A 21,683-nucleotide genomic window follows, 5' to 3' on the forward strand; every position below is an offset into this window, starting at 1 on the left:
CGTCAGTCCCGGTCGTAGGGGTAGACGATCGCGGCGCCGACCGGCTTGACGCTCGGGACGGCGTCGATGACGCACGGATGGAGCACGTACTCGTCCGCGTCGGGCGGGATGGTCAGCTGACTCATGTCGGAGACCGAGTAGAAGTGGCTGCGTCCGTCGCGGACCAGCCCGAGCAGCCCGTTCTGCCACAGGACCGAGGGCACGTGCGTGCTGTGCTCGAAGACCTCACCGGACAGTTCCTCGAGCGTGTTCAGACTGGCCCGGTCGAATCGATCGACACCCACGGCCCGGATGACGTCCTTGAGCTGCTCGCGGAGGGACGTCGCGTACTCCTGGTTGGACGTGTAGAACTCCGAGTACCCCTTCTGTGCAGCGTTCCTCGGCATGAGGTCGGCAGCGATCTGGTTCGCGCACTGGGCCAGCTGGGAGTCGCCGAACCGCTTGGCGGCGTGGGAGACCACACGTCGCATCACCTCGTTCGGGACCTCGGTGTTCCCGAGTTCCTTCTGCCGGAGGACCGCCCGACAGAGGTCGTTGCCCAGCGAGATGACGTCGCGGGGGATGAGGCGGGTGTGGCGGATCAGGTACTCCAGGACGTCCTCGGTCACGCCACGGGCCTCGTTGTGCACCCAGGGGCAGCCCAGCCACGCCTCCGGTCCGCGGGGCAGGGCGGGGGCCATCAGGTACTCGGGAGGCAGGCGCTCGATCTTCTGGCGCAGCAGGAACTCGATGGCGTCCTTGGACCAGTCGAGCACCCGGATGTGCGGCTCGTTGTAGTACTTCGGCGCGTTCTCGCTGCGGTTGATGGAACTGAGGACGAGGTCGCGGATGCACACGACGACGTGCAACCGGGAGCCGAACTTCCCGTCGCGCAGCAGCTGCATGACCTGGAAGAAAAGCCCCTCCTGGCAGCGGAGCCAGTAGAAGGGTGCGCTGTTGAGGTTGTCGTCGATCGCGTCCAGGTAGAAGAAGACGGGCTTGGTGTCGTGGAGCAGCCCGGCGAGGTCGTACTCGAGGTCGTCCCAGTCCGACTGCTCCAGGTAGCGCATGAGGTCGATGGCCGAGTTGTGGCTGTTGATGATGTCGCGCAGCTCGCTGTAGATGGATCGCGGTTTCCGGAACCGCCCCAGCAGATCGCCGTAGTCCGCGCGGATGCGTGCGGCCTCCTCGGATTCGACGCTGCCGCGCAGCTCCCGGGACTCGAGCAGGTGCGTGGTGAGGCTGCGCAGGATCGCGCGGTGCCAGATCTGCGACCACTTCTCGCTGAGGATCTCCTTGGGGAACCACTGGCACGCCCGCACGATGACGTCGGTCTGCGGCAGGGCCTGCTGGGGGTTGTCGGCGTACACCGAGTTGCTGGCGGTCTGGAACGAGAACAGGCGCCGCATGTAGACGGTCTTCCCGGCGCCCATCCGGCCGACGATGACCCGCACCTTGGCGTCGTCGGCTCGCGTGGCGACACCCCCGAAGGCCGGCCGGTCGTCGAGGTCGATGAAGTCGCGCTGGATGTCCTCGATGTCGGCACGAGACCCGTCCGGGGTGCCGAAGGGGCCGGACAGGGCGTTGGTCCTCGCAGACTCGAGCTTGGTCATCTCCGCCTCACCAGGGAACCGCCCTCACGGCAGGGGCACGATCCACCATCACGAGCCGGCGCCACCGTCGCGTCACCGCCGCGTCACGAGGCGGGCCGACACGGGGTCGAGCCTGGCCCGGACGCGGACCGGCTGACCCCGCCCGGGCCCGGCCGGGGAGTCCTCAACCGGGGAAGGACCCCGCCGTCACCTGCACGTCCGACTGCTGGTCCGCGAGCTTCCGGCAGCTGCGGTTCGGCGACCGGTAGGGCCGGTCCTGGAGCTCCCACAGCAGCGGTGCCTGCCCCGCCGCCTGGGCACCGACGAGGTGGCAGAGCCGGCGACTCACGACGTCCTCCGACCGGATGCGGTTCAGGCCGCGGTCGCCGGCCCGCATGACCGTCGTCCACTCGCCGTCGGCACTGAGCACGTTGCCGACGACGAGGCGCTGCTCCGCGCCCTCCTGGAAGGCGACCAGTTCGACCGGCGTCCACGGCCGGGTCAGCGAGCCGAGCACCACCCACAGCACCGCGACGACGAAGAAGACCGGTGTGCGGAAGAGCGGGGAGCTGGTGAGGGAGGCCCAGCGGCTCCGCCACCGCGACCGGTGGTCCGGCGCGTCGGCACCCGTGGCCTCCGCCGCGGCGCGGGGCCCCCGGGCGACGAGCAGGAAGACCAGGAAGGCCAGCCCGCAGGTGAGCAGGGACCGGACCGGCGAGAGCAGGGCCGAGAGGGCCGCCAGGCCCAGCAGCGCGGCCCCCTCCCAGGTCCAGGCCCCGATCCTCCGCCGGGCCCGGACGGCGCCGTACAGGAGGGCGAGCGCGGCCAGCGGCAGGATCCAGTAGGCGTAGGACATCAGGCTGCCCAGCAGGACCGTCAGCGGGGCCGTGGTCAGCAGCGCCGCTCCGGTCGTGAGCGAGAAGTGGCCCACCGCGTAGCTCTTCACCAGGGCGAAGCCGGTGAGCAGGACGGCGCCCACGATGCTCAGGTGGGCCGCGTCCTGGAGGAGGGACGCGTGTTCCCGGACCGCCCGCTCCCTCGCGCTCTCCCCACCTGGACCGCGTTCGTCGACGGTAGCCATGTGCCGATCGTCGGCTCCGGCTGTCACGACCTCGTCACGGCACCGCCATGGCCGGCCGCTGCGTTGACGCCGGCGTGACGGCGGGGTGACGACCCCGACCGATCATCGTCCGCGCCGCCCGACCGGGTGGCAGCCCTGCCTCGAGCGAGGTGGCCATGGACGACCAGTCCGTCGACCTGCACGCGGCGCGCCCGCTCATCCTCATCCGTGGCTTCGGCGGCCTCGGCACCGCCGACGAGCGGCGGGTGGCCTACCAGGGCTTCAACGACGGCACCGTCTACCCGCACAAGCGCGGCGAGAACTTCATCTACGAGGGCCTGGTCCTCCGCCTGCTGAAGTCGGACTGGAACTACCAGGACGCCACCAACATCGTCAGCTACCACGCCCACCGGCAGGCGGCTCCGGAGCGGCTGCCGGACGAGCTGGCCGGCCTGCGCTCGTTCTTCGAGGGACGGCTGGTGGCCGACGCGGCGATGGCGCTCGACGTGGTCCGGTCCACGCGGTCGGTGGCGAACACCATCTGGGTGTTCCGCTACTACGACTTCGAGGACCGGTCCTTCTCGACCTACGGCTCAGAGCTCGTGCGGCTGATCGACTTCATCCGCGCGCTGGCCGCGCACCGGCAGCAGCCGGTGCCCAAGGTCGACGTCATCGCGCACTCGATGGGCGGGCTGATCGTCCGCCACGCCGTCCAGGTGGACTATCCCGCGCTCAAGGACGGCAACCCGCGGGCCGCCGAGGACCACATCAACAAGATCGTCACCCTCGGGACGCCGCACCAGGGCATCTCCTTCCAGGTCCTCGACCAGCTCGGCGGTCTCGGCGCGGCCGAGGAGCTGGAGGCGTTCGCGCCGGACGGACCGGCCGCCCGGTCCGGGGACCCGAGGGCCTGGTCGTTCCAGACCTTCGGCGAGCACTTCGACCCGCGGCGGCTGCTCACCGTGGTGGGGACGAACTACCGGTCCTACGGCAACGGTGCGGCCAGCCTGCTCAACCGCCTGGCCTCCGTGCCGGGGGAGTACGGCCCCCGCTACAACCGCAGCGACGGCCTGGTGAAGCAGGCGTACGCGCAGGTCCCCGGTGCGCCGCGGACCTTCGTCCACAAGTGCCACGGAGGCGAGGACTCGCTGGTCACCAGCCGCGAGTCCTTCGAGGTCGCGATGCGGTTCTTCCACGGGGACGTGCGCGCCCGCCTGCGCCTCGTCGACGCGCGGGTGACCCGCGGCAAGGACGCGTTCGGCCGCAGCGAGTTCTTCCTCGGGGTGTGCGTCAAGCCGCGGCTGGTGGACTTCGAGCTGTTCCACCAGAGCTCCGAGGCCGAGAACTGCTACGGCCCCTTCCACCGCGAGGGGCTGGACGACGAGCTGGACGACCGGGGGTTCGACTGGGCCGATCCCGACGACCGCACCATCTGGGAGGGGTGGCTCAACACGCAGGTCCGGCGGGCCGGCCGCAGCGCCGAGGACCTGGTGGTCCGGCTCGACGTGTACGTGGGGGAGCGGGACAGCTGGGGGATGGGCTTCTCGGACAACCTGGTCTTCCAGAAGCAGTACTACCTGCAGGCCTTCCTGGAGCCGCAGGTGCGGCTGTTCCTGCACACGGGCGAGCGGTACCTGTCCGACCAGCGGCCCACCGACACCGCGGAGCTGCTGCGCCAGGTGACGGCGGCCGGCGCCGAGGACGGCGACGCGGTCGTGGCCTGCGAGCAGGTGGACGGCGAGTGGCGGTTCCCGGTGCGCGGCACCGGGTTCACCGCCACCTTCGGGGTGCGCCTGGCCCGCGAGGAGGCCGCCGAGGACCGCCGCGACCGGGCGCCCACAGGAGCCGGCCCCGTCGCCTGACGCGGGGCGGTCACCCCGGCCGGTCGAGCGCCCGCTCCTCCAGCGCCTCGACGAGCGGCAGCAGCTCCGGGGGCAGCCGGCTCTCGTCGAACCGCAGCGACACGACCTCGCCGCCACGGTGGATGGTCAGGTCGTAGCGGTACTCGTCGGCGCCGGTGCCCGTGCCGGGCAGGTCGGCGAAGCGCGCCGGGCCGGGGCCCTCCAGCACCCGGGCGAGCGCCGCGGCGCCGGCCGGGCCGAGCTCGTCCTGGGTCAGGGCGAGCTCGACCCGGTTGCCGGCGAACATGCCGCCGGTGCGCCGGAACTCGACGCGGGTCGGTTCAGAGGTCGACGCCAACGCCGCTCCACGCCTCCTCGACGGCGGACACCTGCCGGCTCCCGGTGCCGAACAGGGTCGAGGCCACGTAGCGCGTGATGCGAGCGAACTGGCGGAACGTGGCGGTCGGCAGCAGGCGTTCGTGTCCGAGCGAGGCGTACCAGATGCGCCCGGCGTCCTCCCACGCGTTGCCGCCCAGCCGCTTGGCCGCGAGCGTGAACGCCCGGTTGGGGATGCCGGAGTTGATGTGCACGCCGCCGTTGTCCTCGTCGGTCTCCACGTACTGGTCCATGTGGCCGGGCTGCGGGTCCTTGCCCAGCACGTCATCGTCGTAGGCGGTGCCGGGCTCGGCAAGGGAGCGCAGCGCCTTGCCGGTCACGCCCGGCGCGAGGATCTCCCGGCCGACGAGCCAGTCGGCCCGGTCGACGCCCTGGCCGAGGGACCACTGCTCGACGAGCACACCGAGGACGTCGGCCATCGACTCGTTGAGCGCGCCCGACTGGCCCTGGTAGACCAGCGGCCCGTCGTACTGCACGACGCCGTGGCTCAGCTCGTGCCCGCACACCGTCAGCGACTGCGCCAGGTTGGTGAACAGCCGCCCGCTGCCGTCCCCGAACACCATCTGTGTGCCGTTCCAGAACGCGTTGTCGAAGTTCCGGCGGTAGTGGACGACGCCCTCGATCGGCATGCCCGCCTTGTCGATGGAGTTGCGGGCGAACACCTGGAAGAAGAAGTCCCAGGTGGTGCCGAGACGCTCGAAGGCGGCCTCGACGGTCTTGTCCTCGCTCGCCGTCCCGGCCTCGGTCCGCACGATCGGGGCGCGCAGGTTCGTCGTGTTGCGGGCGTCGCGGATGATCCGCTCCTTGGTCGGGGGCGACAGGGAGATGGTCAGCTCGGGCATGGCCGACCGCGGCAGGACCGACCGGCGGGCCTCCGCCTGGACCCGCAGCGAGCGCATGGTCCCCGAGGACGCCAGGGCCTCGAGGGCCATGCGGCGTTGCTCGTCGTCGCCTCGCTCGGCGATGTTGCGGAGGACGTGGTCGGGGATGAGCCGGCACACGGCGTCCATCCGGGGCTGCGGGACGAGGCTGGTCATGGGATCTCCGATCTCGAGCACCGGGCCGGCCCCCTCGTGGGAGCGCGTCCCGGCGTGGGGACTCAGGTGCCGTCGCCATCCTGGGGAGGGGCAGTCACCGGGGCGTCACCTGCTCGTCACGGGCGGCGCCCCGAGCCGGTCGACCAGGGGTTCCTCGATCTGCGCGACGGGGGCCACCCCCATACCGTGGAGCCCATCCTGAGCCGCTCGGTCGAGCAGGGGGCGTCATGGCCGTCTTCCGGATCCTCGAGGCGAAGGCGCGTCCGGGCAGCATCGACCGGCTGGCCGACCTCCTGCTCCGGCAGAACGAGAGCGTCGTCACCTCCGCGCAGGGGGCGCTGTTCGCCCAGGCGCTGCGCAGCGGGGACCAGGTGCTCGCCGTGTCGAGCTGGCGGAGCGCCGAGGACATGCAGCGCTACCTCGACCAGGAGGTCACCCGGGAGTTCTACCGGGCGCTGCCCGAGCTGCTGATGGGGACGCCGAGCATCCGCACCTACGAGGTGATCGGCAGCGGCGACGGCGGCTCCGGCTGGACGGGAGCCGGCGAAGGAGGTCGGCGATGAGCTGGTACTACCCGAAGGGCTGGACCGACCAGGGGGACGGCGTCGAGCAGGTCGTCATCCACTACGTGACCACGCCGCCCGGTCAGTGGCCGGACTGGTCCTGGGGGCACGAGTCACGGGTCCTGGAGGACCGCGGCGGCTCCCCGCGCACCCGGCTGAAGGTGCTGCGCATGCCGCGCGACGTCTGGGACATGGAGAACGGGTGGGCGACGCCCGAGTACCGCTTCCACTACTACTTCGAGGTCTTCCAGGACGGGCACCGGTGGACCACCGACCTGTTCAGCGAGGACATCGTCTACCGCGACCTGGAGTACGTCGACGAGCACGGCTGGGCGACCAACATCTGCATCTACTGGTCGGTGGGGGACTGGAGCGCGCCGGTCTACAGCCCCATGGAGGATCCCCGGTTCCCGGGCGGGTCGGAGTTCCGCTCGACGAAGTACTACTCGTACTGGGACAAGGAGCGGTTCCACCACGAGAAGTTCCACATGCTGCGGGGGCTCGAGCGACCGCACCGGTGGCAGGCGCGCATGTACGGCCCGCGCGGGGCGACGCTGGTCCAGCAGTACCACGTGGGCCGGATGTACCCGCCCGAGGAGAAGGACGAGTTCTGGCTCGGCCCGGACGGCCGGGCCGCTCCCGGCGGCAACTGGTGGGTGCACCACCTGTGACCCTGCCCGGTCGACCCCTGGACGCTCTGGACGCGAGGTGCCCGTGAGCCACCTGTCCGCCGCCGTCGCGGCCGAGGCCGCGGACTTCTTCGGCCTGCGCAAGACCTGGGTCGACCCCGCTCCCGGCATCGAGATGGTGGAGCTCCACTACGCCTGGACGCCGCTGGGCGGGGAGCCGGACTGGGAGGCCGGCGACTCCCGGGTGCTGACCCCGGCCGACTCCACACCCGGCCTGCGCACCGCCGTCATCGAGGTGCCGCGCCGGGTCGACGGGAGCGCCGCCGGGTACGCCCTCCACCACTTCTTCTTCGTCGTCCACGGCACCGAGCGGAGCACCTCGCCGGTGGTCACCGAGGAGATCGTCGCCCGCGAGGTCAGCTACCAGGACGACACCGGCCGGTGGACCCACGTCGGGATCGGCTGGGGCGTGTCCCCCGGGGCCCCCGAGCTGGCGGCGCCCAACTACACGTCGGCGGCCATGGACGGCCTGCCGTTCGAGGACGCCGGCGCCGGCGCGCTGCCCGAGCCGGCGTCGATCGCGGAGTTCGTGCGGGCGCAGCCGCTGCCGCACGTGTTCCGGGGGCTGGTGTTCGGCCCCCGGGGCTTCGAATTGCGCTACGTCGTCCACCTCGTGTGCGCCGGCAGCCCGCGACCGGAGGAGGACGCCGAGACCTGGGACGACGCCGACGGGGACGGGTGGACGCTGACGCTCTAGCTCCGGGCCGACGCCGTCCACCTCCGACCCCCGAGGAGACCCCGCATGCCCAGCCCGTCGCCCGCCCCCCTGCCGGTGGAGTGGGTGTCGCCCGTGGGCGAGCGGGCCCCGGCCGGACGGGTGCGCTACCGCGGGCCTCTCGCCGCGGCCGACCGTCCGCTGCACCTGCACCTGGCCTTCGACGGAGCGCCGCCGCCGTTCCGGCACGTCCCCCTGGAGCGCGACGGCGACGGCAGCTGGGCCGCCGACATCCCCGAGGCCGACGGCCACATCCTGCTGGACTTCGCGATCGCCGCCGCCGACGACGACTGGGACAACAACGGTGGAGCCAACTACCGGCTCTGGATCGGGCTGGACCCGGTCGACGCCCACGTGCACGCGCGCACGCCCGGTCTCGACGAGCTGGGTTTCGAGAGCCTGCGGATCGCCCTGGCGTCGGGAGGCATGACCCACGGGCTGGTGTCGTGGCAGGACAACGCCTTCGTCGACCGGGTGACCGAGGGGGTCGGCTGGCTGACGAAGCTGGTGTGGGTCAGCCCGGGCGGCCCGGAGCCCGACGACGTCCGCCGCCGGCTGGCCGTGGGTGCGGTGGGGCTGAAGCTGCACCCGACGTACGACGGGTACCCCGCCGACACCCCCGGCCTCGACCCCTTCCTGCAGGTGGCGGCCGAGGCCGGGGTGCCGGTGACGGTGCACACCGCGCCGGGCCCCTCGGACCCCGACCTCGTGCGCCGGCTCGCCGAACGGTTCCCCAAGGTGCCGTTCGTCCTCTACCACACGTTCCTCGGCCACCCGGAGGGCCGACGGCGGGCGGCGCGGCACGCCCAGGAGCTGGCGAACCTCCACCTCGAGACCTCGTGGTGCCGCTCGGCGGAGGTCCGCCGTCTCATCGACGAGGTCGGTGCCGACCGGGTCCTGTTCGGGTCTGACGCCGCGACGGACGGGCCGGTGCACTTCGTCCGCTCGCCGCCGAACCTCGAGATGACGGAGAACTACAACGAGAGCCTGCTGACCCTGGCCCGGCAGCTGCCGCCGGAGACCCTCCGCGCCCTGCTGGAGGACAACACCCGGCGACTCTTCCGCCTCGCGCCGCCGCGGCTGCCGCAGGCCGTGCCGGAGCCGGTCGAGGACGTCCGCGAGCTGTTCACCGCCGCGCTCGAGCAGGCGGAGCGAGTGGTCGCGCGGGTCGGCCGCGAGCAGTTCGCGCTCCCGACGCCGTGCGCCGAGTGGAACGTGCAGGCGCTGCTCGGGCACCTGCTGGCGACGGTCCAGCGGGCCGAGCGGGTCGCCGGGGGACAGCCGGCCTCGTCCGTGCCGCAGGTCCTCGCCGTCGACACCCGCGGCCGCTGGGCGTCCCGGTTCGAGGCGGCCACCGCCAAGGCCCGGCACGCGTGGAGCCGGGACACCGCACCGGCCGACGTGCCGGCGCCCTGGGGGCTGGTGCCCGGCCCCGTCGCCCTGTCCGGGTTCGTCCTCGAGCTGGTCGCGCACACCCACGACCTCGTCGTCGGCACCCGCTCCCCGGAGCCGCTCGACGACCGGCTCGCGACCGCGGCCCTCCGGATCGCCGAGCGGCTGGTGCCCGCCGCGCTGCGGGGGGCGGCCGTCGCCGACCCGGTGCCGGCCGCGCCGGGGGCCGCGGACTACGCCCGGCTGGCGGCGTTCCTGGGGCGCGCTCCGGCCTGACTCAGGCCGGCACCCAGCGGGCCGGCCGCTTCTCGCGGAACGCGGCGATGCCCTCCTGCCCCTCCTCGCCGGCGAAGAAGCGGGCCGACAGGCCCAGCAGCTCGGGGAACTGCTCGGCCAGTGTCCCGGTCCGCTCGGCGCGCAGCAGCCGCTTCGTCTCCGCCAGGGCGAGCGGCGCGCCCTTGCCGAGCGCGTCGACCTGGGCGGCCAGGCAGGCGTCGACGTCGGCGTCGGGGACGACGAGGTCCACCAGCCCACCGGCCAGCGCCGTCGCCGTGTCGAACACCTCGCCGGTCAGCATCAGCCGGTGCGCCACGTTGGGCACCATCCGGGGCAGCACGACCGCGGAGATCACCGCGGGGACGATCCCGATGCGCACCTCGGTGAAGGCGAACGTCGCGGCGGATCCCGCGACCACCACGTCGCAGGCGGCCAGCAGGCCGACCCCGCCGGCCCGGGCCGGCCCGCGGACGGCGGCCACCACGGGCTTCGGGGAGGTCCAGAGCAGCTCCAGCAGCTCGGGGAACTCGTTCACCCCCTGGTCCTCGGCGGACCCGCCGGCCGCCTCGGTCAGGTCCATCCCCGAGCAGAAGACCCGGCCGGTGTGGTCGAGCACCACGACCCGCACCGCGTCGTCGGCGAGCGCGTCGGTGAGCGCGGTGCGCAGCTGCGCGCGCATCGCCCGGGACAGGGCGTTGCGGTTGGCGGGGGAGTCCAGGGTGAGGACGGCCGCGCCGCGGCGGACCTCGGCCTGCAGCACCCGGTCGCCGGTCACGCGTCGAAGTCCACGGTCACCGTCTCCGAGAGGGGCACCGTCTGGCAGGTCAGCACGTACCCCGCCTCCACCTCCCGGAGCTCGAGGGCGTAGTTGCGCCGCATCTGCACCTCGCCCTCGGTGACCCGCGCCCGGCAGGTGCCGCACACCCCGCCCTTGCAGGCGAAGGGCAGGTCGCCGCGGACCTTCTGGGCCGAGTCGAGCACCGGCACGTCGCGGGGCAGGGCCAGGGTGGTCTCCCGGCCGTCGAGGACGACCGTCACCTGGCTGCTGGGCCCGGTCACCGTCTCCTCGTCACCGCGGACCGGCTCCGGCGGGACGTCGTCGACGTAGAACAGCTCCTGGTGCACCTTCTCGGGCGGGACGCCGAGCTCGGTCAGGAGGCCGCGGGCGTCGCCGACCATCCCGTGCGGACCGCACAGCCACCAGTGGTCGACGTGCTCGGCGTCGACCAGGCTGTCCACCAGCGTGCGCAGCCGTGCGCCGTCGAGCCGGCCGCTGGTCACCTCGGCGTCCCGCGGCTCGCGGGAGAGGACGTGCACCAGCTGCAGGCGGGTGCCGTAGCGGTCCTTCAGGTCGGCGAGCTCGTCGGCGAACATCACCGTGTTGGTGCGCCGGTTGCCGTAGAAGACGGTGACGGTCGACTCGCCGTCGCGCAGCACGCTGGCCGCCAGCGACAGCGCGGGGGTGATGCCGGAGCCGGCGACGACGAAGACGTGGTCGGCCGGCTGCGTCAGGTCGGCGGTGAAGGTGCCCGACGGCGGCAGCACCTCGATCTCGTCCCCGGGCCGCACGGAGTGCACCAGGTAGGAGGAGAAGTAGCCGCCGGGCACCTCCCGGACGCCGACCCGGGGCGCGGCGCCCACCGGCGCGCAGATCGAGTAGGAGCGGCGCTCGTCGCGGTCGCCGTCCACCCGGCGCAGGGTCAGCGCCTGACCCGGCTTGAACGTGTAGTCCTCGGCGAGCTCCGGGGGCACGTCGAAGGTGACCGCGACGGCGTCGTCGGTGAGCTGCTCGACGTGGGCCACCTTCAGCGGGTGGAACTGCGGCCGGCGCCGGGTGCTCACGGGGGCCTCGGTGGTCGCCGTCATCAGATCTCCTTGACGTGCTCGAAGGGCTCGCGGCAGCTGCGGCAGCGGCGGAGGGCCTTGCAGGCGGTGGCGCTGAACTCGCTGAGCTCCTCGGTGTCCGGGGAGCCGCACACCGGACAGACCGCGGTGCGCCGGGAGGGTCCGAGCTGCAGCGGCACCGGGCCGGCGGTACGGACGGGCGCCTTCCCGGGCGGCGCGATGCCGCCGGCGGCCAGCTTGCGGCGTCCCTCCGCGCTGATCCAGTCGGTGCTCCAGGCCGGGGAGAGGACGGTGCGCACCTCGACGTCGCCGAACCCGGCCCGGTGCAGCGCGTGCAGCAGGTCGGCGCGCATCGTGCCCATCGCCGGGCAGCCCGAGTACGTGGGGGTGATCTCGACGACGACGGTGCCGTCGTCGTCGACCCGGACGTCGCGGAGGACGCCGAGGTCGGCGAGGGTCAGCATCGGCAGCTCGGGGTCGGTGACCGTCTCGGCCACCGCCCTGGCGTCGTCCACCGAGGGGCAGACATGGCCATCTCTGCCCTGGAGGGCCGTCACCACGTCGCGGCCGGGTGCTGGCGGGCGAGGCCCTGCAGGGTGGCCAGCAGCTCGGTCAGCTCGGCCGTGTGCGCGCCGCGCCGGCCGCGGGGCGGCGCGGCGGACGGCCACGCGGGCACCCGCAGCGTGGCCCGCTCGAGCACCTGGGTGAGCACGTCGGTCACCTCGTCCCGGACGTCGGCGGGGTCGACGGCGACGCCCGCCCGGGTGAGCCGGACCTCCACGTCGGTCGCGGTGAGGACGTCGTCCAGCAGCGGCCAGACGGCGTCGGCGCCGGCCTGGGCCCGGCGGTGCGACTCCTCCGTCCCGTCGCCGAGGCGGAGCACCCAGCGGGCGGCGTGGTCGCGGTGGTAGGCCAGCTCGTTGACGCCCTTGGCGGCGATCGCGGCGAGCACCGGGTCGCGCGAGTCGCGCAGCCGGGTGAAGACGGCGAGCCGGACGGTGGCCGCGACGAGGAGCCGGACCATCGTCCGGGCGAAGTCCCCGTTCGGCGCCTCGACCAGGTCGGTGTTGCGGAACTCGTCGGCATCGCGGAAGTAGGCCAGGGCGTCCTCGTCGGGGATGCTGTCGGTCGCCTTCTCCCGCGAGCGGCCGAGCACGCCCACCGACCCGGCGCGGGCCAGCAGCAGCCGGGCCTGGCCGAGCAGGTCGAGGGCGACGTTGGCGACCGCCACCTCCTCCTCCAGCTCCGGCGCGGCGGTGATCCACTGGGTCAGCCGCTGCGCCAGGACCAGGGCGTCGTCGCCCAGCATCAGGCAGTACTCGCCGAGGTCGGCCGGGTCGATGCCGTCCGGGACGGTGGTGTCCACACCGGCCAGCGGCTCGTCGAAGCCGGTGCCGAACGCCCAGTGGCCCTCGCCGCCATGGGCGTGGTCGAGCGCCTCGTACACGGTCTCTTCGTGCGCCATGGGAACCCTCTCTTCCGGGCACGGGGTGCTCGGACATCGGCCTCCTCTCAGGGGCCCGCCCGCCGAGGAACGAGGCGGGTGGGGGGAGAGGAGGTCCTTCACATGTGCGGGACGCTCTCGGGGATCTCGTAGAACGTCGGGTGGCGGTAGACCTTGTCGCCGCTCGGGGCGAACAGCGGGTCCTTCTCGTCGGGGCTGGACGCGGTGATGTCGGCGGCCTTGACCACCCAGATGCTCACGCCCTCGTTGCGCCGGGTGTAGAGGTCGCGGGCGGAGTGCACGGCCATCTCGTCGTCCGGGGCGTGCAGCGAGCCGACGTGCACGTGGTTGATGCCGCGCTTGCCGCGCACGAACACCTCGTAGAGCGGCCAGTCCCGCCGGGTGGTCGCCGGCTTCGGCTCGACCGGCACCTCGGGCCCCGTGGGGACGGCGCCGTGCCCGCCCTCGGCGGTGACGTCGGTGGCGCTCATGCCGCACTCTCCTCGTGCTCGGTGGTCGGTCGCCCGCCGTCGTGCTTCCGGGCGTACGCGGTGGCGGCTTCCCTGACCCAGGCGTTGTCGTCGCGGGCGGCCCGCCGGCGGGCGATGCGCTCGGCGTTCGCCGGGCCGTTGCCGCTGATGACCCGCTTGAACTCGTCCCAGTCGATGGCGCCGAAGCGGTGGTGGCCGGTCGCCGGGTCGAACCGCAGCTCCGGGTCGGGCAGCGTGACGCCGAGGAACTCCGCCTGCGGGACGCTCATGTCGACGTAGCGCTGGCGCAGCTCGTCGTTGCTGTGCCGCTTGATGCCCCAGGCCATCGACTGCGCGGAGTTCGGGCTGTCGTCGTCCGGCGGGCCGAACATCATCAGCGACGGCCACCACCAGCGGTCGACGGCGTCCTGCACCATGGCCCGCTGCTCGTCGGTGCCGCGCATCATCGTCATCAGCAGCTCGTAGCCCTGCCGCTGGTGGAAGGACTCCTCCTTGCAGATGCGGATCATCGCCCGGGCGTAGGGCCCGTAGGAGGAGCGGCACAGCGGCACCTGGTTGCAGATCGCCGCGCCGTCGACGAACCAGCCGATGACGCCGACGTCGGCGTAGGTCAGCGTCGGGTAGTTGAAGATGGAGCTGTACTTCTGGCGGCCCTCGATGAGCTTGTCGGTGAGGTCGGCCCGGTCGGCACCGAGGGTCTCGGCGGCGGAGTACAGGTACATCCCGTGGCCGGCCTCGTCCTGCACCTTGGCCAGCAGGATCGCCTTGCGCCGCAGGCTCGGTGCGGCCAGCAGCCAGTCGCCCTCGGGCTGCATGCCGATGATCTCCGAGTGCGCGTGCTGGGCGATCTGCCGGATCAGCGTCTTGCGGTAGCCGTCGGGCATCCAGTCGCGGGGCTCGATCCGGTGCTCGGCGGCGATGACGGCGTCGAAGTGCTCCTGCAGCGCGGCGTCGTCGGCCGCGCGCCGGTCCAGGGTGGGCGCTGACATCTCGTTCCCCTCGGTGGCAACGGCGGTCGCTGATTTACTGACCGCTTGGTCGGTAATGAGTGTGCACGACCGGCCTCCGTCGCACAACCCCGGCCGGGCGGGTGTCCGCCGGGGCTTGACAGCGGCCGTGGCGGGGAGTTGGTTACCTGACCATCTGGTCGGTATTTGGGGGAGACCTGGCTGCCGACCGTCCCGCGAGGACGCTGCGACCACGGAGGCGACGGCCATGACGGCTGCGACCAGCGAGACCACCCGGCGCCTGGGGCCGACGCCCGACCCGGCCATCCTCGACCCGGCGGAGCGCATGTCCGTCGACGAGCTCCGGGCCACGCAGCTCGAGCGGCTGCAGTGGACCCTGCGGCACGCGTACGAGAACGTGCCGCACTACCGGCGGGCCTTCGACGCTGCCGGCGTGCACCCCGACGACTGCCGCGAGCTCGCCGACCTGGCGCGGTTCCCCACCACGAGCAAGGCCGACCTGCGCGAGAACTACCCGTTCGGGATGTTCGCCGTCCCCCAGGAGCAGGTGCGCCGGGTGCACGCCTCCTCCGGGACCACCGGCCGGCCCACCGTCGTCGGCTACACGGAGAAGGACATCGACACGTGGGCCACCGTGATGGCCCGCTCCATCCGCGCGGCCGGCGGCCGCGCCGGCGACCGGCTGCACAACGCCTACGGCTACGGCCTGTTCACCGGCGGGCTGGGCGCGCACTACGGCGCGGAGAAGCTCGGCTGCACGGTCATCCCCGTCTCGGGCGGCATGACGCCGCGGCAGGTCCAGCTGATCACCGACTTCGAGCCGCGGATCATCATGGTGACGCCGTCCTACATGCTCACCGTGATCGACGAGTTCGAGAAGCAGGGCCTCGACCCCCGGGCCAGCTCGCTGGAGGTCGGCATCTTCGGCGCCGAGCCGTGGACCGAGCAGATGCGCCGGGAGATGGAGGAGCGCCTCGACATCCAGGCCGTCGACATCTACGGCCTGTCGGAGGTGATGGGCCCCGGTGTCGCGCAGGAGTGCGTGGAGACCAAGGACGGCCTGCACATCTGGGAGGACCACTTCTACCCCGAGGTCATCGACCCGCTGACCGGCGAGGTGCTGCCGGAGGGCGAGCAGGGCGAGCTGGTGTTCACCTCGCTGAGCAAGGAGGCCATGCCGGTCATCCGCTACCGGACCCGCGACCTCACGCGCCTGCTGCCGGGCACCGCCCGGCCGGGGATGCGGCGGATGGAGAAGATCACCGGCCGCACCGACGACATGATCATCCTGCGCGGGGTGAACCTCTTCCCGACCCAGATCGAGGAGATCGTGCTGCGCACCCCCGGCCTGTCGCCGCACTTCGCCCTGGAGCTGGTCACGCGGGGGCGGATGGACCACCTGATCTGCCGGATCGAGGCCCGACCGGACTGCCCGCCCGAGCGCCGGCCCGCCGCCGCCGGCGAGGTGGCGAAGGGGGTCAAGGACATCGTCGGCACCAGCATCGAGGTGCAGGTCGTCGATCCGGAGACGCTCGCCCGCTCGGTGGGGAAGCTGCAGCGGCTGGCCGACCACCGGGAGCGTGCATGACCTCGATGGCCGATCCCGCCCGCGTGCGGCGGGGCCGTCCCGGGCACTCCCTGGACTCGCTCCTCGACGTCGCCGTGGAGGTGTTCAACGAGCGCGGCTACGACGCGACGAGCATGGACGAGCTCGCCGCGCGGCTGGGCATCACCAAGTCGGCGATCTACCACCACGTGTCCAGCAAGGTCGAGCTGCTGCGGCTGGCCCTCGACCGGGCCCTGGACGCGCTGTTCGCCGTCACCGAGGAGCCCGGCGCGACCACCGGGTCGGCGATCGACCGGCTCGAGCACGTCGTCCGGGGCTCGGTCCGCGTGCTCACCGCGGAGCTGCCCTTCGTCACCCTGCTGCTGCGGGTGCGCGGCAACTCCCCGGTCGAGCAGGAGGCGCTGCAGCGACGTCGCCGGTTCGACCGGATCGTCACCGACCTGGTCCGCGCGGGGGAGGAGGAGGGCGACGTCCGCCCCGACGTCGACCCCGCCGTCACCAGCCGGCTGCTCTTCGGCGCCGTCAACTCCCTGACCGAGTGGTACCGCCCCGACCGCGGGCTGGACGCCTCGGCCGTCGCCGACGCGCTGGTCGCGATCACCTTCGACGGCCTCCGCACGACGACCCGCTGACCGCCGCCGCCCCACCGGCGGTCCCCGCGGGGATCGCCGCCGCTCCACCGGACTCTCCGCGCCGAAGGTGCGCCGTTCCACCGGACTCCCGGCGCCGCCGGGAGTCCCCGAGAGGAGATCGCCGTGACCGCACCCCTGCTCGAGAGCTACGTCGCCGGCCGCTGGTACGCCGCGCCGGACGACGGGACGCCGATCGCCGACGCGGTGACCGGCGAGACCGTGGCGCGCGTCAGCAGCACCGGCCTGGACGTGCCCGCCATGCTCGACCACGCGCGCACCGTCGGCGGGCCGGCGCTGCGGGAGCTGACCTTCCACCAGCGGGCCGGCCTGCTCAAGCAGCTCGGCCTGCGGCTGATGGCCGGCAAGGACGACTTCTACGCGTTGTCCCGCCGCACCGGCGCGACCGACCGGGACAGCGCGGTCGACGTCGACGGCGGCTTCGGCACGCTGCTGTCGTACGCGTCCAAGGCGCGCCGCGAGCTGCCCGACGACACCGTCGTCCTCGACGGCGCGGTCGAGCCGCTCGGCAAGCGCGGCACGTTCGCCGGCCAGCACCTCTACACCCCGCTGCGCGGCGTCGCCGTGCAGATCAACGCCTTCAACTTCCCGGTCTGGGGCTTCCTGGAGAAGCTGGCCCCGGCCTTCCTCGCCGGCGTGCCCACCATCGTCAAGCCGGCCAGCCAGACCTCCTACCTGACCGAGGCGGTGGTCCGGTCGGCCATCGAGTCCGGCCTGCTGCCGGAGGGCTCGGTGCAGCTGCTCGCCGGCAGCGCCACCGGCGTGCTGGACGGGCTGGCCGGGCAGGACCTCGTCTTCTTCACCGGCTCGGCGGCCACCGCGCGCAAGCTGCGCAGCCACCCCGCCGTCGTCGCCAACTCGGTGCGGTTCAACGCCGAGGCCGACTCGCTCAACTGCTCGGTGCTCGGCCCCGACGCCGGCCCGGACACCCCGGAGTTCGAGCTCTTCGTCGAGCAGCTGGTCACCGAGATGACCGTCAAGGCCGGGCAGAAGTGCACCGCGATCCGCCGCGCCCTCGTCCCCCGGGAGCTGGTGGACGACGTCGTCGAGGCCACCCGGGAGCGGCTGTCCCGCGTCGTCGTCGGGGCGCCGGGAGCCGAGGGCGTGACCATGGGCGCGCTGGCCGGCCTCGACCAGCGCGAGGAGGTGCTGCGGTCGCTCAAGGCGCTGCGCGGCGTCGCCGAGCTGGTGGTCGGCGACCCGGAGCGCTTCGAGGTGGTCGGCGCCGACCGCGACCGCGGCGCCTTCCTGCCGCCGATGCTGCTGCGCTGCGACGACCTCGGCGCCGCCGAGCCGCACGACGTCGAGGCCTTCGGCCCGGTGAGCACCGTGCTGCCCTACGACGAGATCGCGCAGGCCGTCGAGCTGGCCGCCCGGGGCCAGGGCAGTCTCGTCGGCTCGATCGTCACCCACGACGAGGCGGTCGCCCGGGAGTTCGTGCTCGGCGCCGCGCACTCCCACGGTCGCATCCTGGTGCTCGACCGCGACGACGCGAAGGAGAACACCGGGCACGGCTCGCCGCTGCCGGTGCTCGTCCACGGTGGCCCCGGCCGCGCCGGCGGCGGCGAGGAGCTGGGTGGCATCCGCGGCGTGCTGCACCACATGCAGCGCACCGCCGTCCAGGCCTCGCCGGACATGCTGACCGCCGTCGGCGGCCGCTGGGTGACCGGCTCGCGGCGGAACGACGACGGCGTGCACCCCTTCCGCAAGTCGCTGGCCGAGCTGCGGATCGGCGACTCGGTGACCGCGGGCCCGCGCGCGGTCACGCTCGAGGACATCGAGCACTTCGCCGAGTTCACCGGCGACACCTTCTACGCGCACATGGACGAGGAGGCCGCGGCGGCCAACCCGCTGTTCGGCGGCCGGGTGGCGCACGGGTACCTGATCGTCTCCTGGGCGGCCGGGCTGTTCGTCGACCCCGACCCGGGCCCCGTGCTGGCCAACTACGGCGTCGACAACCTCCGCTTCCTCACGCCGGTCAAGCCGGGGGCGGAGCTGACCGTCACGCTGACGGCCAAGCAGATCAGCCCGCGCGGCGGCGCCGACCACGGCGAGGTCCGCTGGGACGCCGTCGTCGTCGACACCGAGGGCAAGCCGGTCGCGACCTACGACGTCCTGACGATGGTCGCCAAGACCTGGCCGCCGGCCGCCTGACCGGCGAGCGGAGTCGTTCGGTGGCGGGAACCGCCACCGAACGACTCCGTCAGGCGGCGGTCCAGCGGATGGGGAGGCGCTTGACGCCGCGCTGGAAGTTCGACCGCAGCAGGGCCGGTGGCCCGTCGGGCTCCAGGACGCTGGTGCGGCGCAGCAGCGCGGCGAACAGTGCGCGCATCTGCACGCGGGCCAGCTGGGCGCCCAGGCAGAAGTGCGGCCCGTGCCCGAAGGTGAGGTGCGGGTTGGGCGCGCGCCGGATGTCGAACGCGTCCGGATCGGCGAACACCGACTCGTCGCGGTTGGCCGAGGTGAAGGACACGACCACCTTGTCCCCGGCCCGGATGCGGACCCCGGCGAGGTCGACGTCGGTGGTCGCGGTGCGGCGGAACACCATGACCGGCGTCCACCAGCGCAGCATCTCCTCGACCGCGCCGGGCAGCAGCGACGGGTCCGCCCGCAGCGCGGCCGGCGCCTCCGGGTGCTGGAGCAGCGCGATCAGGCCGCCGGGCAGCCCGTTGCGCAGCGTCTCGTTCCCGGCGACGGCGAACAGCCAGAACATGTTCTCGAACTCGGCGTCGCTGACCCGCCCGCCGCCCTCGTCCACCTGCGCGAGCAGGATCGACATGACGTCGGCTCCGGGGGAGCGGCGCTTCTCCTCGGCCAGCAGCCGGGCGTACGCGTAGAGGTCGGGCATGCCGGCCCGCGTACGGGGGTCGGGCATCCGGCCGTCCGGGCCCGGCGCCGGCCGCAGCGCCACCGCCTCCCGGGCCATCGGCGTCCCGCCGGTGCCGTCGAACGCGGCCGAGGTGGCGTAGTCCGGGTCCTGCCAGCCGATGACCCGGTTGGACCAGTCGAACATCAGCCAGCGGTCCTCGGCCGGCACCCCCAGCACGTCGGCGAGGGTGAGCAGCGGGAGGTCGGCGGCGACGTCCTTGGCGAAGTCGCACCGGCCCGCGGCCGCGCCGTCCACCATCCGGTCGACCAGCCGCTCCGCCGTCGCCTCGATCGAGGCGGTGAGCGCGGCGACCGCGCGCGGGGTGAACGACCGGGTGAGCAGCCGCCGCAGCCGGGAGTGGTCCGGCGGGTCCGTGTTGAGCATCATCCGGCGGACCCAGTCGAGGTCCGCGGCGTCCCGGATCTGGGTGGCCCCCAGCCACGAGGAGAAGGTCGCGGGGTCGCGGAGCACCCGCTCGACGTCGGCGTGCCGCAGCACCAGCCAGAATCCCGGGCCGGCCGGCTGGCCGTGCAACGCGGGCTCCTCGACCCACGTCACCGGCGTCTCTGTCCGCAGCTGGCGCAGCAGCTCGAACGGGGGCCCGCCCTCGTAGGTCGACGGGTCGACGAGAGCGACGGTGTCCAGCGCCGCAGCGGCCATGCCGGCTCCTCGGGTCAGGTGTAGTCGTGGAAGCCGCGGCCGGTCTTGCGGCCCAGGTCCCCGGCGGCCACCTTGTCGCGAAGCAGCTGCGGCGGGGCGAACCGCTCGCCGAGGGTGCGGTGCAGGTACTCGGCGATGGCCAGCCGGACGTCGAGGCCGACGAGGTCGGTGGAGCGCAGCGGGCCCATCGGGTGGCGGTAGCCCAGCTCCATCGCGGTGTCGATCGCCTCGGCGTCCGCGACGCCCTCCTCGAGCATCCGGATCGCCTCCAGCCCCAGCAGGACGCCGAGCCGCGACGAGGCGAAGCCGGGGGAGTCCTTCACCACGACGTCGGTCTTGCCCAGTGCCCGCACCCAGCCGCTCGCCGTCCCGACCAGTTCCGGGTCGGTGTCGCGGGCCACGACGACCTCGACCAGCCGAGAGGCCGGCACCGGGTTGAAGAAGTGCAGCCCCAGGAAGCGGGCGGGGCGCTCCAGCGCGGCGGCGAGTTCGGTGACCGACAGCGAGCTGGTGTTGGTGGCCAGCACGGCGTCGGGGCCGACGGCCGCCTCGGCGGTGCGCAGCACCTCGGCCTTGAGGTCGGCCCGCTCGGGCACCGCCTCCACGACCAGGCCGGTCGACGGGTCGAGCGCCGCGGCGGAGTCGAGCAGGGTCAGCCGGCCAAGGGCGGTGGCCGCGTCCCCGTCCAGCTTGCCCCGGCGGGCGGCCTCGTCCAGCCCGTCGGCGACGCGCCCGCGGGCGGCCTCCGCGGCGTCGCCGCCGGCCTCGACGACGGCGACCTGCGCACCGGCCGCCAGGAAGACCTGCGCGATGCCGGCGCCCATGCGCCCGCCGCCGATCACGGCGACCCGGGTGGGGACGGCGCTCATCTGCGCTCCTCTGCGACAGGGTCGGCGAAGGCCGCGGCGGTCCCGCTCGCTCGAAGTTCCCGACCAATCGTTCAGTAATTGACGGGTGGAGTCTGGCCCACAGCACGGACACCGTGCAAGCCCCGCGATCGGCCTCGCAACAGACGTCCTGGACATCTGTTGCGAGGGCGGCCCGCGACCGGCACGCTGTCGGCGGGCGGGGCCCCGGGGGGCCTCGGGTGTGCTCCGCCCGCCAACGTCCGACGTCGCGTCGACGACGTCGAGGAGCGCGGGCGGGCCACGCCTGGTGGCCGCGGCGGGACGGGACGAGCATGGGCCGGTGCCCTTCGACGTCGAGCGACTGCTGCGCCTGTGGACCGACCCGCTGCCCGAGGACGACGACGTCGCGGCGGCGTCCTTCCGCGAGCTGTACACCGATCCGGTCACGGTCAACGGCGCACCGCTGACCGTGGCCGACCTCGTGACCCGCGCCCGCGTCATGCAGGCGGCCCTGGAACGGCCGGAGCGGGAGGTGCTGGCCGTGGCCGACGCCGGCGACTCGGTCGCGCTCGCGTTCCGCCTCGCGGGCCGGCAGGTGGGCCCGCTGGACACACCGGCCGGGCGGCTGCCCCCGACCGGCCGCCGGATCGACCTGCGCGTCATCGACCTCCTGTCGCTCACCGACGGCCGGGTGAGCGGCATCTGGATGGTCGGTGACTGGCTGGCCGCGCTGGCCGGGACCGGCGCCGTCCGCCTGGCGACGGAGGCGTGACCCGCGCGGCGGGCCGGTCCCGCCGACGG

General features: G+C 73.3%; 21 protein-coding genes. 9 read left to right on the forward strand and 12 right to left on the reverse strand.

The window, feature by feature from the left end; translation table 11 throughout:
- Window positions 1-2: 2 nt before the first annotated feature.
- Window positions 3-1,592, reverse strand: a complete 1,590-nt coding sequence (locus MY526_RS20090; RefSeq protein WP_436694804.1) for a P-loop ATPase, Sll1717 family — start codon at window positions 1,590-1,592, stop codon at window positions 3-5.
- 163 nt (window positions 1,593-1,755) lie between these two features.
- On the reverse strand, window positions 1,756-2,652 hold the full coding sequence (locus MY526_RS20095) for a hypothetical protein (protein ID WP_436704913.1): 897 nt from the start codon (window positions 2,650-2,652) through the stop codon (window positions 1,756-1,758).
- 155 nt (window positions 2,653-2,807) lie between these two features.
- On the opposite strand from MY526_RS20095, the gene MY526_RS20100 reads away from it, so the two are divergent.
- Window positions 2,808-4,493: an esterase/lipase family protein gene (locus MY526_RS20100; protein ID WP_436694802.1), complete on the forward strand. Its 1,686-nt coding sequence runs from the start codon at window positions 2,808-2,810 to the stop codon at window positions 4,491-4,493.
- A gap of 10 nt (window positions 4,494-4,503) precedes the next feature.
- On the opposite strand, the gene MY526_RS20105 is transcribed toward MY526_RS20100, so the two are convergent.
- Together MY526_RS20105 and MY526_RS20110 are read right to left on the reverse strand one after the other, a co-directional pair.
- Window positions 4,504-4,830: a protealysin inhibitor emfourin gene (locus MY526_RS20105; protein WP_436694801.1), complete on the reverse strand. Its 327-nt coding sequence runs from the start codon at window positions 4,828-4,830 to the stop codon at window positions 4,504-4,506.
- Window positions 4,814-5,905, reverse strand: coding sequence for a M4 family metallopeptidase (locus MY526_RS20110; protein ID WP_436704914.1), 1,092 nt, complete (start codon window positions 5,903-5,905; stop codon window positions 4,814-4,816). Before MY526_RS20110 ends, MY526_RS20105 begins: the two co-directional genes overlap by 17 nt.
- 227 nt (window positions 5,906-6,132) lie before the next feature.
- Here MY526_RS20110 and MY526_RS20115 point away from each other — a divergent pair, with 227 nt between their 5' ends.
- The 4 genes from MY526_RS20115 to MY526_RS20130 are packed head-to-tail and all read left to right on the forward strand — an operon-like array spanning window position 6,133 to window position 9,540.
- The gene (locus MY526_RS20115; RefSeq protein ID WP_436704915.1) at window positions 6,133-6,468 is read left to right on the forward strand and encodes an antibiotic biosynthesis monooxygenase family protein; all 336 of its coding nucleotides are present in this window, start codon (window positions 6,133-6,135) and stop codon (window positions 6,466-6,468) included.
- Window positions 6,465-7,139: a hypothetical protein gene (locus MY526_RS20120; protein ID WP_436704916.1), complete on the forward strand. Its 675-nt coding sequence runs from the start codon at window positions 6,465-6,467 to the stop codon at window positions 7,137-7,139. Before MY526_RS20115 ends, MY526_RS20120 begins: the two co-directional genes overlap by 4 nt.
- Window positions 7,140-7,182: 43 nt before the next feature.
- Complete coding sequence (locus MY526_RS20125; RefSeq protein ID WP_436704917.1) at window positions 7,183-7,854, forward strand: hypothetical protein; 672 nt, start codon at window positions 7,183-7,185, stop codon at window positions 7,852-7,854.
- A gap of 45 nt (window positions 7,855-7,899) precedes the next feature.
- Window positions 7,900-9,540, forward strand: a complete 1,641-nt coding sequence (locus MY526_RS20130) for a TIGR03086 family metal-binding protein (RefSeq protein WP_436704918.1) — start codon at window positions 7,900-7,902, stop codon at window positions 9,538-9,540.
- 1 nt (window position 9,541) lies between these two features.
- Here MY526_RS20130 and MY526_RS20135 read toward each other — a convergent pair whose 3' ends face one another.
- The 6 genes from MY526_RS20135 to paaA all read right to left on the reverse strand — a co-directional run bounded on the left by MY526_RS20135 (window position 9,542) and on the right by paaA (window position 14,309).
- Complete coding sequence (locus tag MY526_RS20135) at window positions 9,542-10,315, reverse strand: enoyl-CoA hydratase-related protein (protein WP_436694795.1); 774 nt, start codon at window positions 10,313-10,315, stop codon at window positions 9,542-9,544.
- Window positions 10,312-11,406 (reverse strand): 1,2-phenylacetyl-CoA epoxidase subunit PaaE, encoded by a 1,095-nt coding sequence (gene paaE, locus MY526_RS20140; RefSeq protein ID WP_436704919.1) that lies wholly within the window; start codon window positions 11,404-11,406, stop codon window positions 10,312-10,314. Before paaE ends, MY526_RS20135 begins: the two co-directional genes overlap by 4 nt.
- Window positions 11,406-11,882, reverse strand: a complete 477-nt coding sequence (paaD, locus tag MY526_RS20145) for a 1,2-phenylacetyl-CoA epoxidase subunit PaaD (RefSeq protein WP_436704920.1) — start codon at window positions 11,880-11,882, stop codon at window positions 11,406-11,408. Before paaD ends, paaE begins: the two co-directional genes overlap by 1 nt.
- 56 nt (window positions 11,883-11,938) lie before the next feature.
- Window positions 11,939-12,850 carry a 1,2-phenylacetyl-CoA epoxidase subunit PaaC gene (gene paaC / locus MY526_RS20150; RefSeq protein ID WP_436704921.1) on the reverse strand — a complete coding sequence of 304 codons (912 nt, stop codon included), beginning with the start codon at window positions 12,848-12,850 and terminating at the stop codon, window positions 11,939-11,941.
- Between the two features lie 98 nt (window positions 12,851-12,948).
- Window positions 12,949-13,320: a 1,2-phenylacetyl-CoA epoxidase subunit PaaB gene (paaB, locus tag MY526_RS20155; protein ID WP_436694791.1), complete on the reverse strand. Its 372-nt coding sequence runs from the start codon at window positions 13,318-13,320 to the stop codon at window positions 12,949-12,951.
- Entirely contained in the window at window positions 13,317-14,309 is a 993-nt protein-coding gene (paaA, locus tag MY526_RS20160; protein WP_436694790.1) for a 1,2-phenylacetyl-CoA epoxidase subunit PaaA, read from the reverse strand. The genes paaB and paaA overlap by 4 nt, the downstream gene beginning before the upstream one ends.
- 226 nt (window positions 14,310-14,535) lie before the next feature.
- Here paaA and paaK point away from each other — a divergent pair, with 226 nt between their 5' ends.
- From paaK to paaZ, 3 genes are all read left to right on the forward strand, one after another.
- Window positions 14,536-15,876 (forward strand): phenylacetate--CoA ligase PaaK, encoded by a 1,341-nt coding sequence (paaK, locus tag MY526_RS20165; RefSeq protein WP_436704922.1) that lies wholly within the window; start codon window positions 14,536-14,538, stop codon window positions 15,874-15,876.
- The gene (locus tag MY526_RS20170; protein ID WP_436694788.1) at window positions 15,873-16,487 is read left to right on the forward strand and encodes a TetR/AcrR family transcriptional regulator; all 615 of its coding nucleotides are present in this window, start codon (window positions 15,873-15,875) and stop codon (window positions 16,485-16,487) included. The genes paaK and MY526_RS20170 overlap by 4 nt, the downstream gene beginning before the upstream one ends.
- A gap of 123 nt (window positions 16,488-16,610) precedes the next feature.
- Window positions 16,611-18,659, forward strand: coding sequence for a phenylacetic acid degradation bifunctional protein PaaZ (gene paaZ, locus MY526_RS20175; protein ID WP_436694787.1), 2,049 nt, complete (start codon window positions 16,611-16,613; stop codon window positions 18,657-18,659).
- Between the two features lie 49 nt (window positions 18,660-18,708).
- Here the strand turns inward: paaZ and MY526_RS20180 are convergent, their stop codons facing one another.
- The gene (locus MY526_RS20180) at window positions 18,709-20,034 is read right to left on the reverse strand and encodes a cytochrome P450 (protein ID WP_436704923.1); all 1,326 of its coding nucleotides are present in this window, start codon (window positions 20,032-20,034) and stop codon (window positions 18,709-18,711) included.
- Between the two features lie 14 nt (window positions 20,035-20,048).
- Window positions 20,049-20,903: a 3-hydroxyacyl-CoA dehydrogenase family protein gene (locus tag MY526_RS20185; protein ID WP_436694785.1), complete on the reverse strand. Its 855-nt coding sequence runs from the start codon at window positions 20,901-20,903 to the stop codon at window positions 20,049-20,051.
- Between the two features lie 319 nt (window positions 20,904-21,222).
- Here MY526_RS20185 and MY526_RS20190 point away from each other — a divergent pair, with 319 nt between their 5' ends.
- Window positions 21,223-21,654 carry an ester cyclase gene (locus MY526_RS20190; protein WP_436694784.1) on the forward strand — a complete coding sequence of 144 codons (432 nt, stop codon included), beginning with the start codon at window positions 21,223-21,225 and terminating at the stop codon, window positions 21,652-21,654.
- The last annotated feature ends 29 nt before the right edge of the window (window positions 21,655-21,683 follow it).

This window comes from Geodermatophilus sp. CPCC 205761, from assembly GCF_051383655.1.
Lineage (GTDB): Bacteria > Actinomycetota > Actinomycetes > Mycobacteriales > Geodermatophilaceae > Geodermatophilus.

Bases quoted from the DNA above. Each gene is read 5' to 3' on its own strand.
- MY526_RS20090 (WP_436694804.1), bottom strand. From the start codon at position 1,592: ATGACCAAGCTCGAGTCTGCGAGGACCAACGCCCTGTCCGGCCCCTTC.
- MY526_RS20095 (WP_436704913.1), bottom strand. From the start codon at position 2,652: ATGGCTACCGTCGACGAACGCGGTCCAGGTGGGGAGAGCGCGAGGGAG.
- MY526_RS20100 (WP_436694802.1), top strand. From the start codon at position 2,808: ATGGACGACCAGTCCGTCGACCTGCACGCGGCGCGCCCGCTCATCCTC.
- MY526_RS20110 (WP_436704914.1), bottom strand. From the start codon at position 5,905: ATGACCAGCCTCGTCCCGCAGCCCCGGATGGACGCCGTGTGCCGGCTC.
- MY526_RS20115 (WP_436704915.1), top strand. From the start codon at position 6,133: ATGGCCGTCTTCCGGATCCTCGAGGCGAAGGCGCGTCCGGGCAGCATC.
- MY526_RS20120 (WP_436704916.1), top strand. From the start codon at position 6,465: ATGAGCTGGTACTACCCGAAGGGCTGGACCGACCAGGGGGACGGCGTC.
- MY526_RS20130 (WP_436704918.1), top strand. From the start codon at position 7,900: ATGCCCAGCCCGTCGCCCGCCCCCCTGCCGGTGGAGTGGGTGTCGCCC.
- paaE (WP_436704919.1), bottom strand. From the start codon at position 11,406: ATGACGGCGACCACCGAGGCCCCCGTGAGCACCCGGCGCCGGCCGCAG.
- paaC (WP_436704921.1), bottom strand. From the start codon at position 12,850: ATGGCGCACGAAGAGACCGTGTACGAGGCGCTCGACCACGCCCATGGC.
- paaB (WP_436694791.1), bottom strand. From the start codon at position 13,320: ATGAGCGCCACCGACGTCACCGCCGAGGGCGGGCACGGCGCCGTCCCC.
- paaA (WP_436694790.1), bottom strand. From the start codon at position 14,309: ATGTCAGCGCCCACCCTGGACCGGCGCGCGGCCGACGACGCCGCGCTG.
- paaK (WP_436704922.1), top strand. From the start codon at position 14,536: ATGACGGCTGCGACCAGCGAGACCACCCGGCGCCTGGGGCCGACGCCC.
- MY526_RS20170 (WP_436694788.1), top strand. From the start codon at position 15,873: ATGACCTCGATGGCCGATCCCGCCCGCGTGCGGCGGGGCCGTCCCGGG.
- MY526_RS20180 (WP_436704923.1), bottom strand. From the start codon at position 20,034: ATGGCCGCTGCGGCGCTGGACACCGTCGCTCTCGTCGACCCGTCGACC.
- MY526_RS20185 (WP_436694785.1), bottom strand. From the start codon at position 20,903: ATGAGCGCCGTCCCCACCCGGGTCGCCGTGATCGGCGGCGGGCGCATG.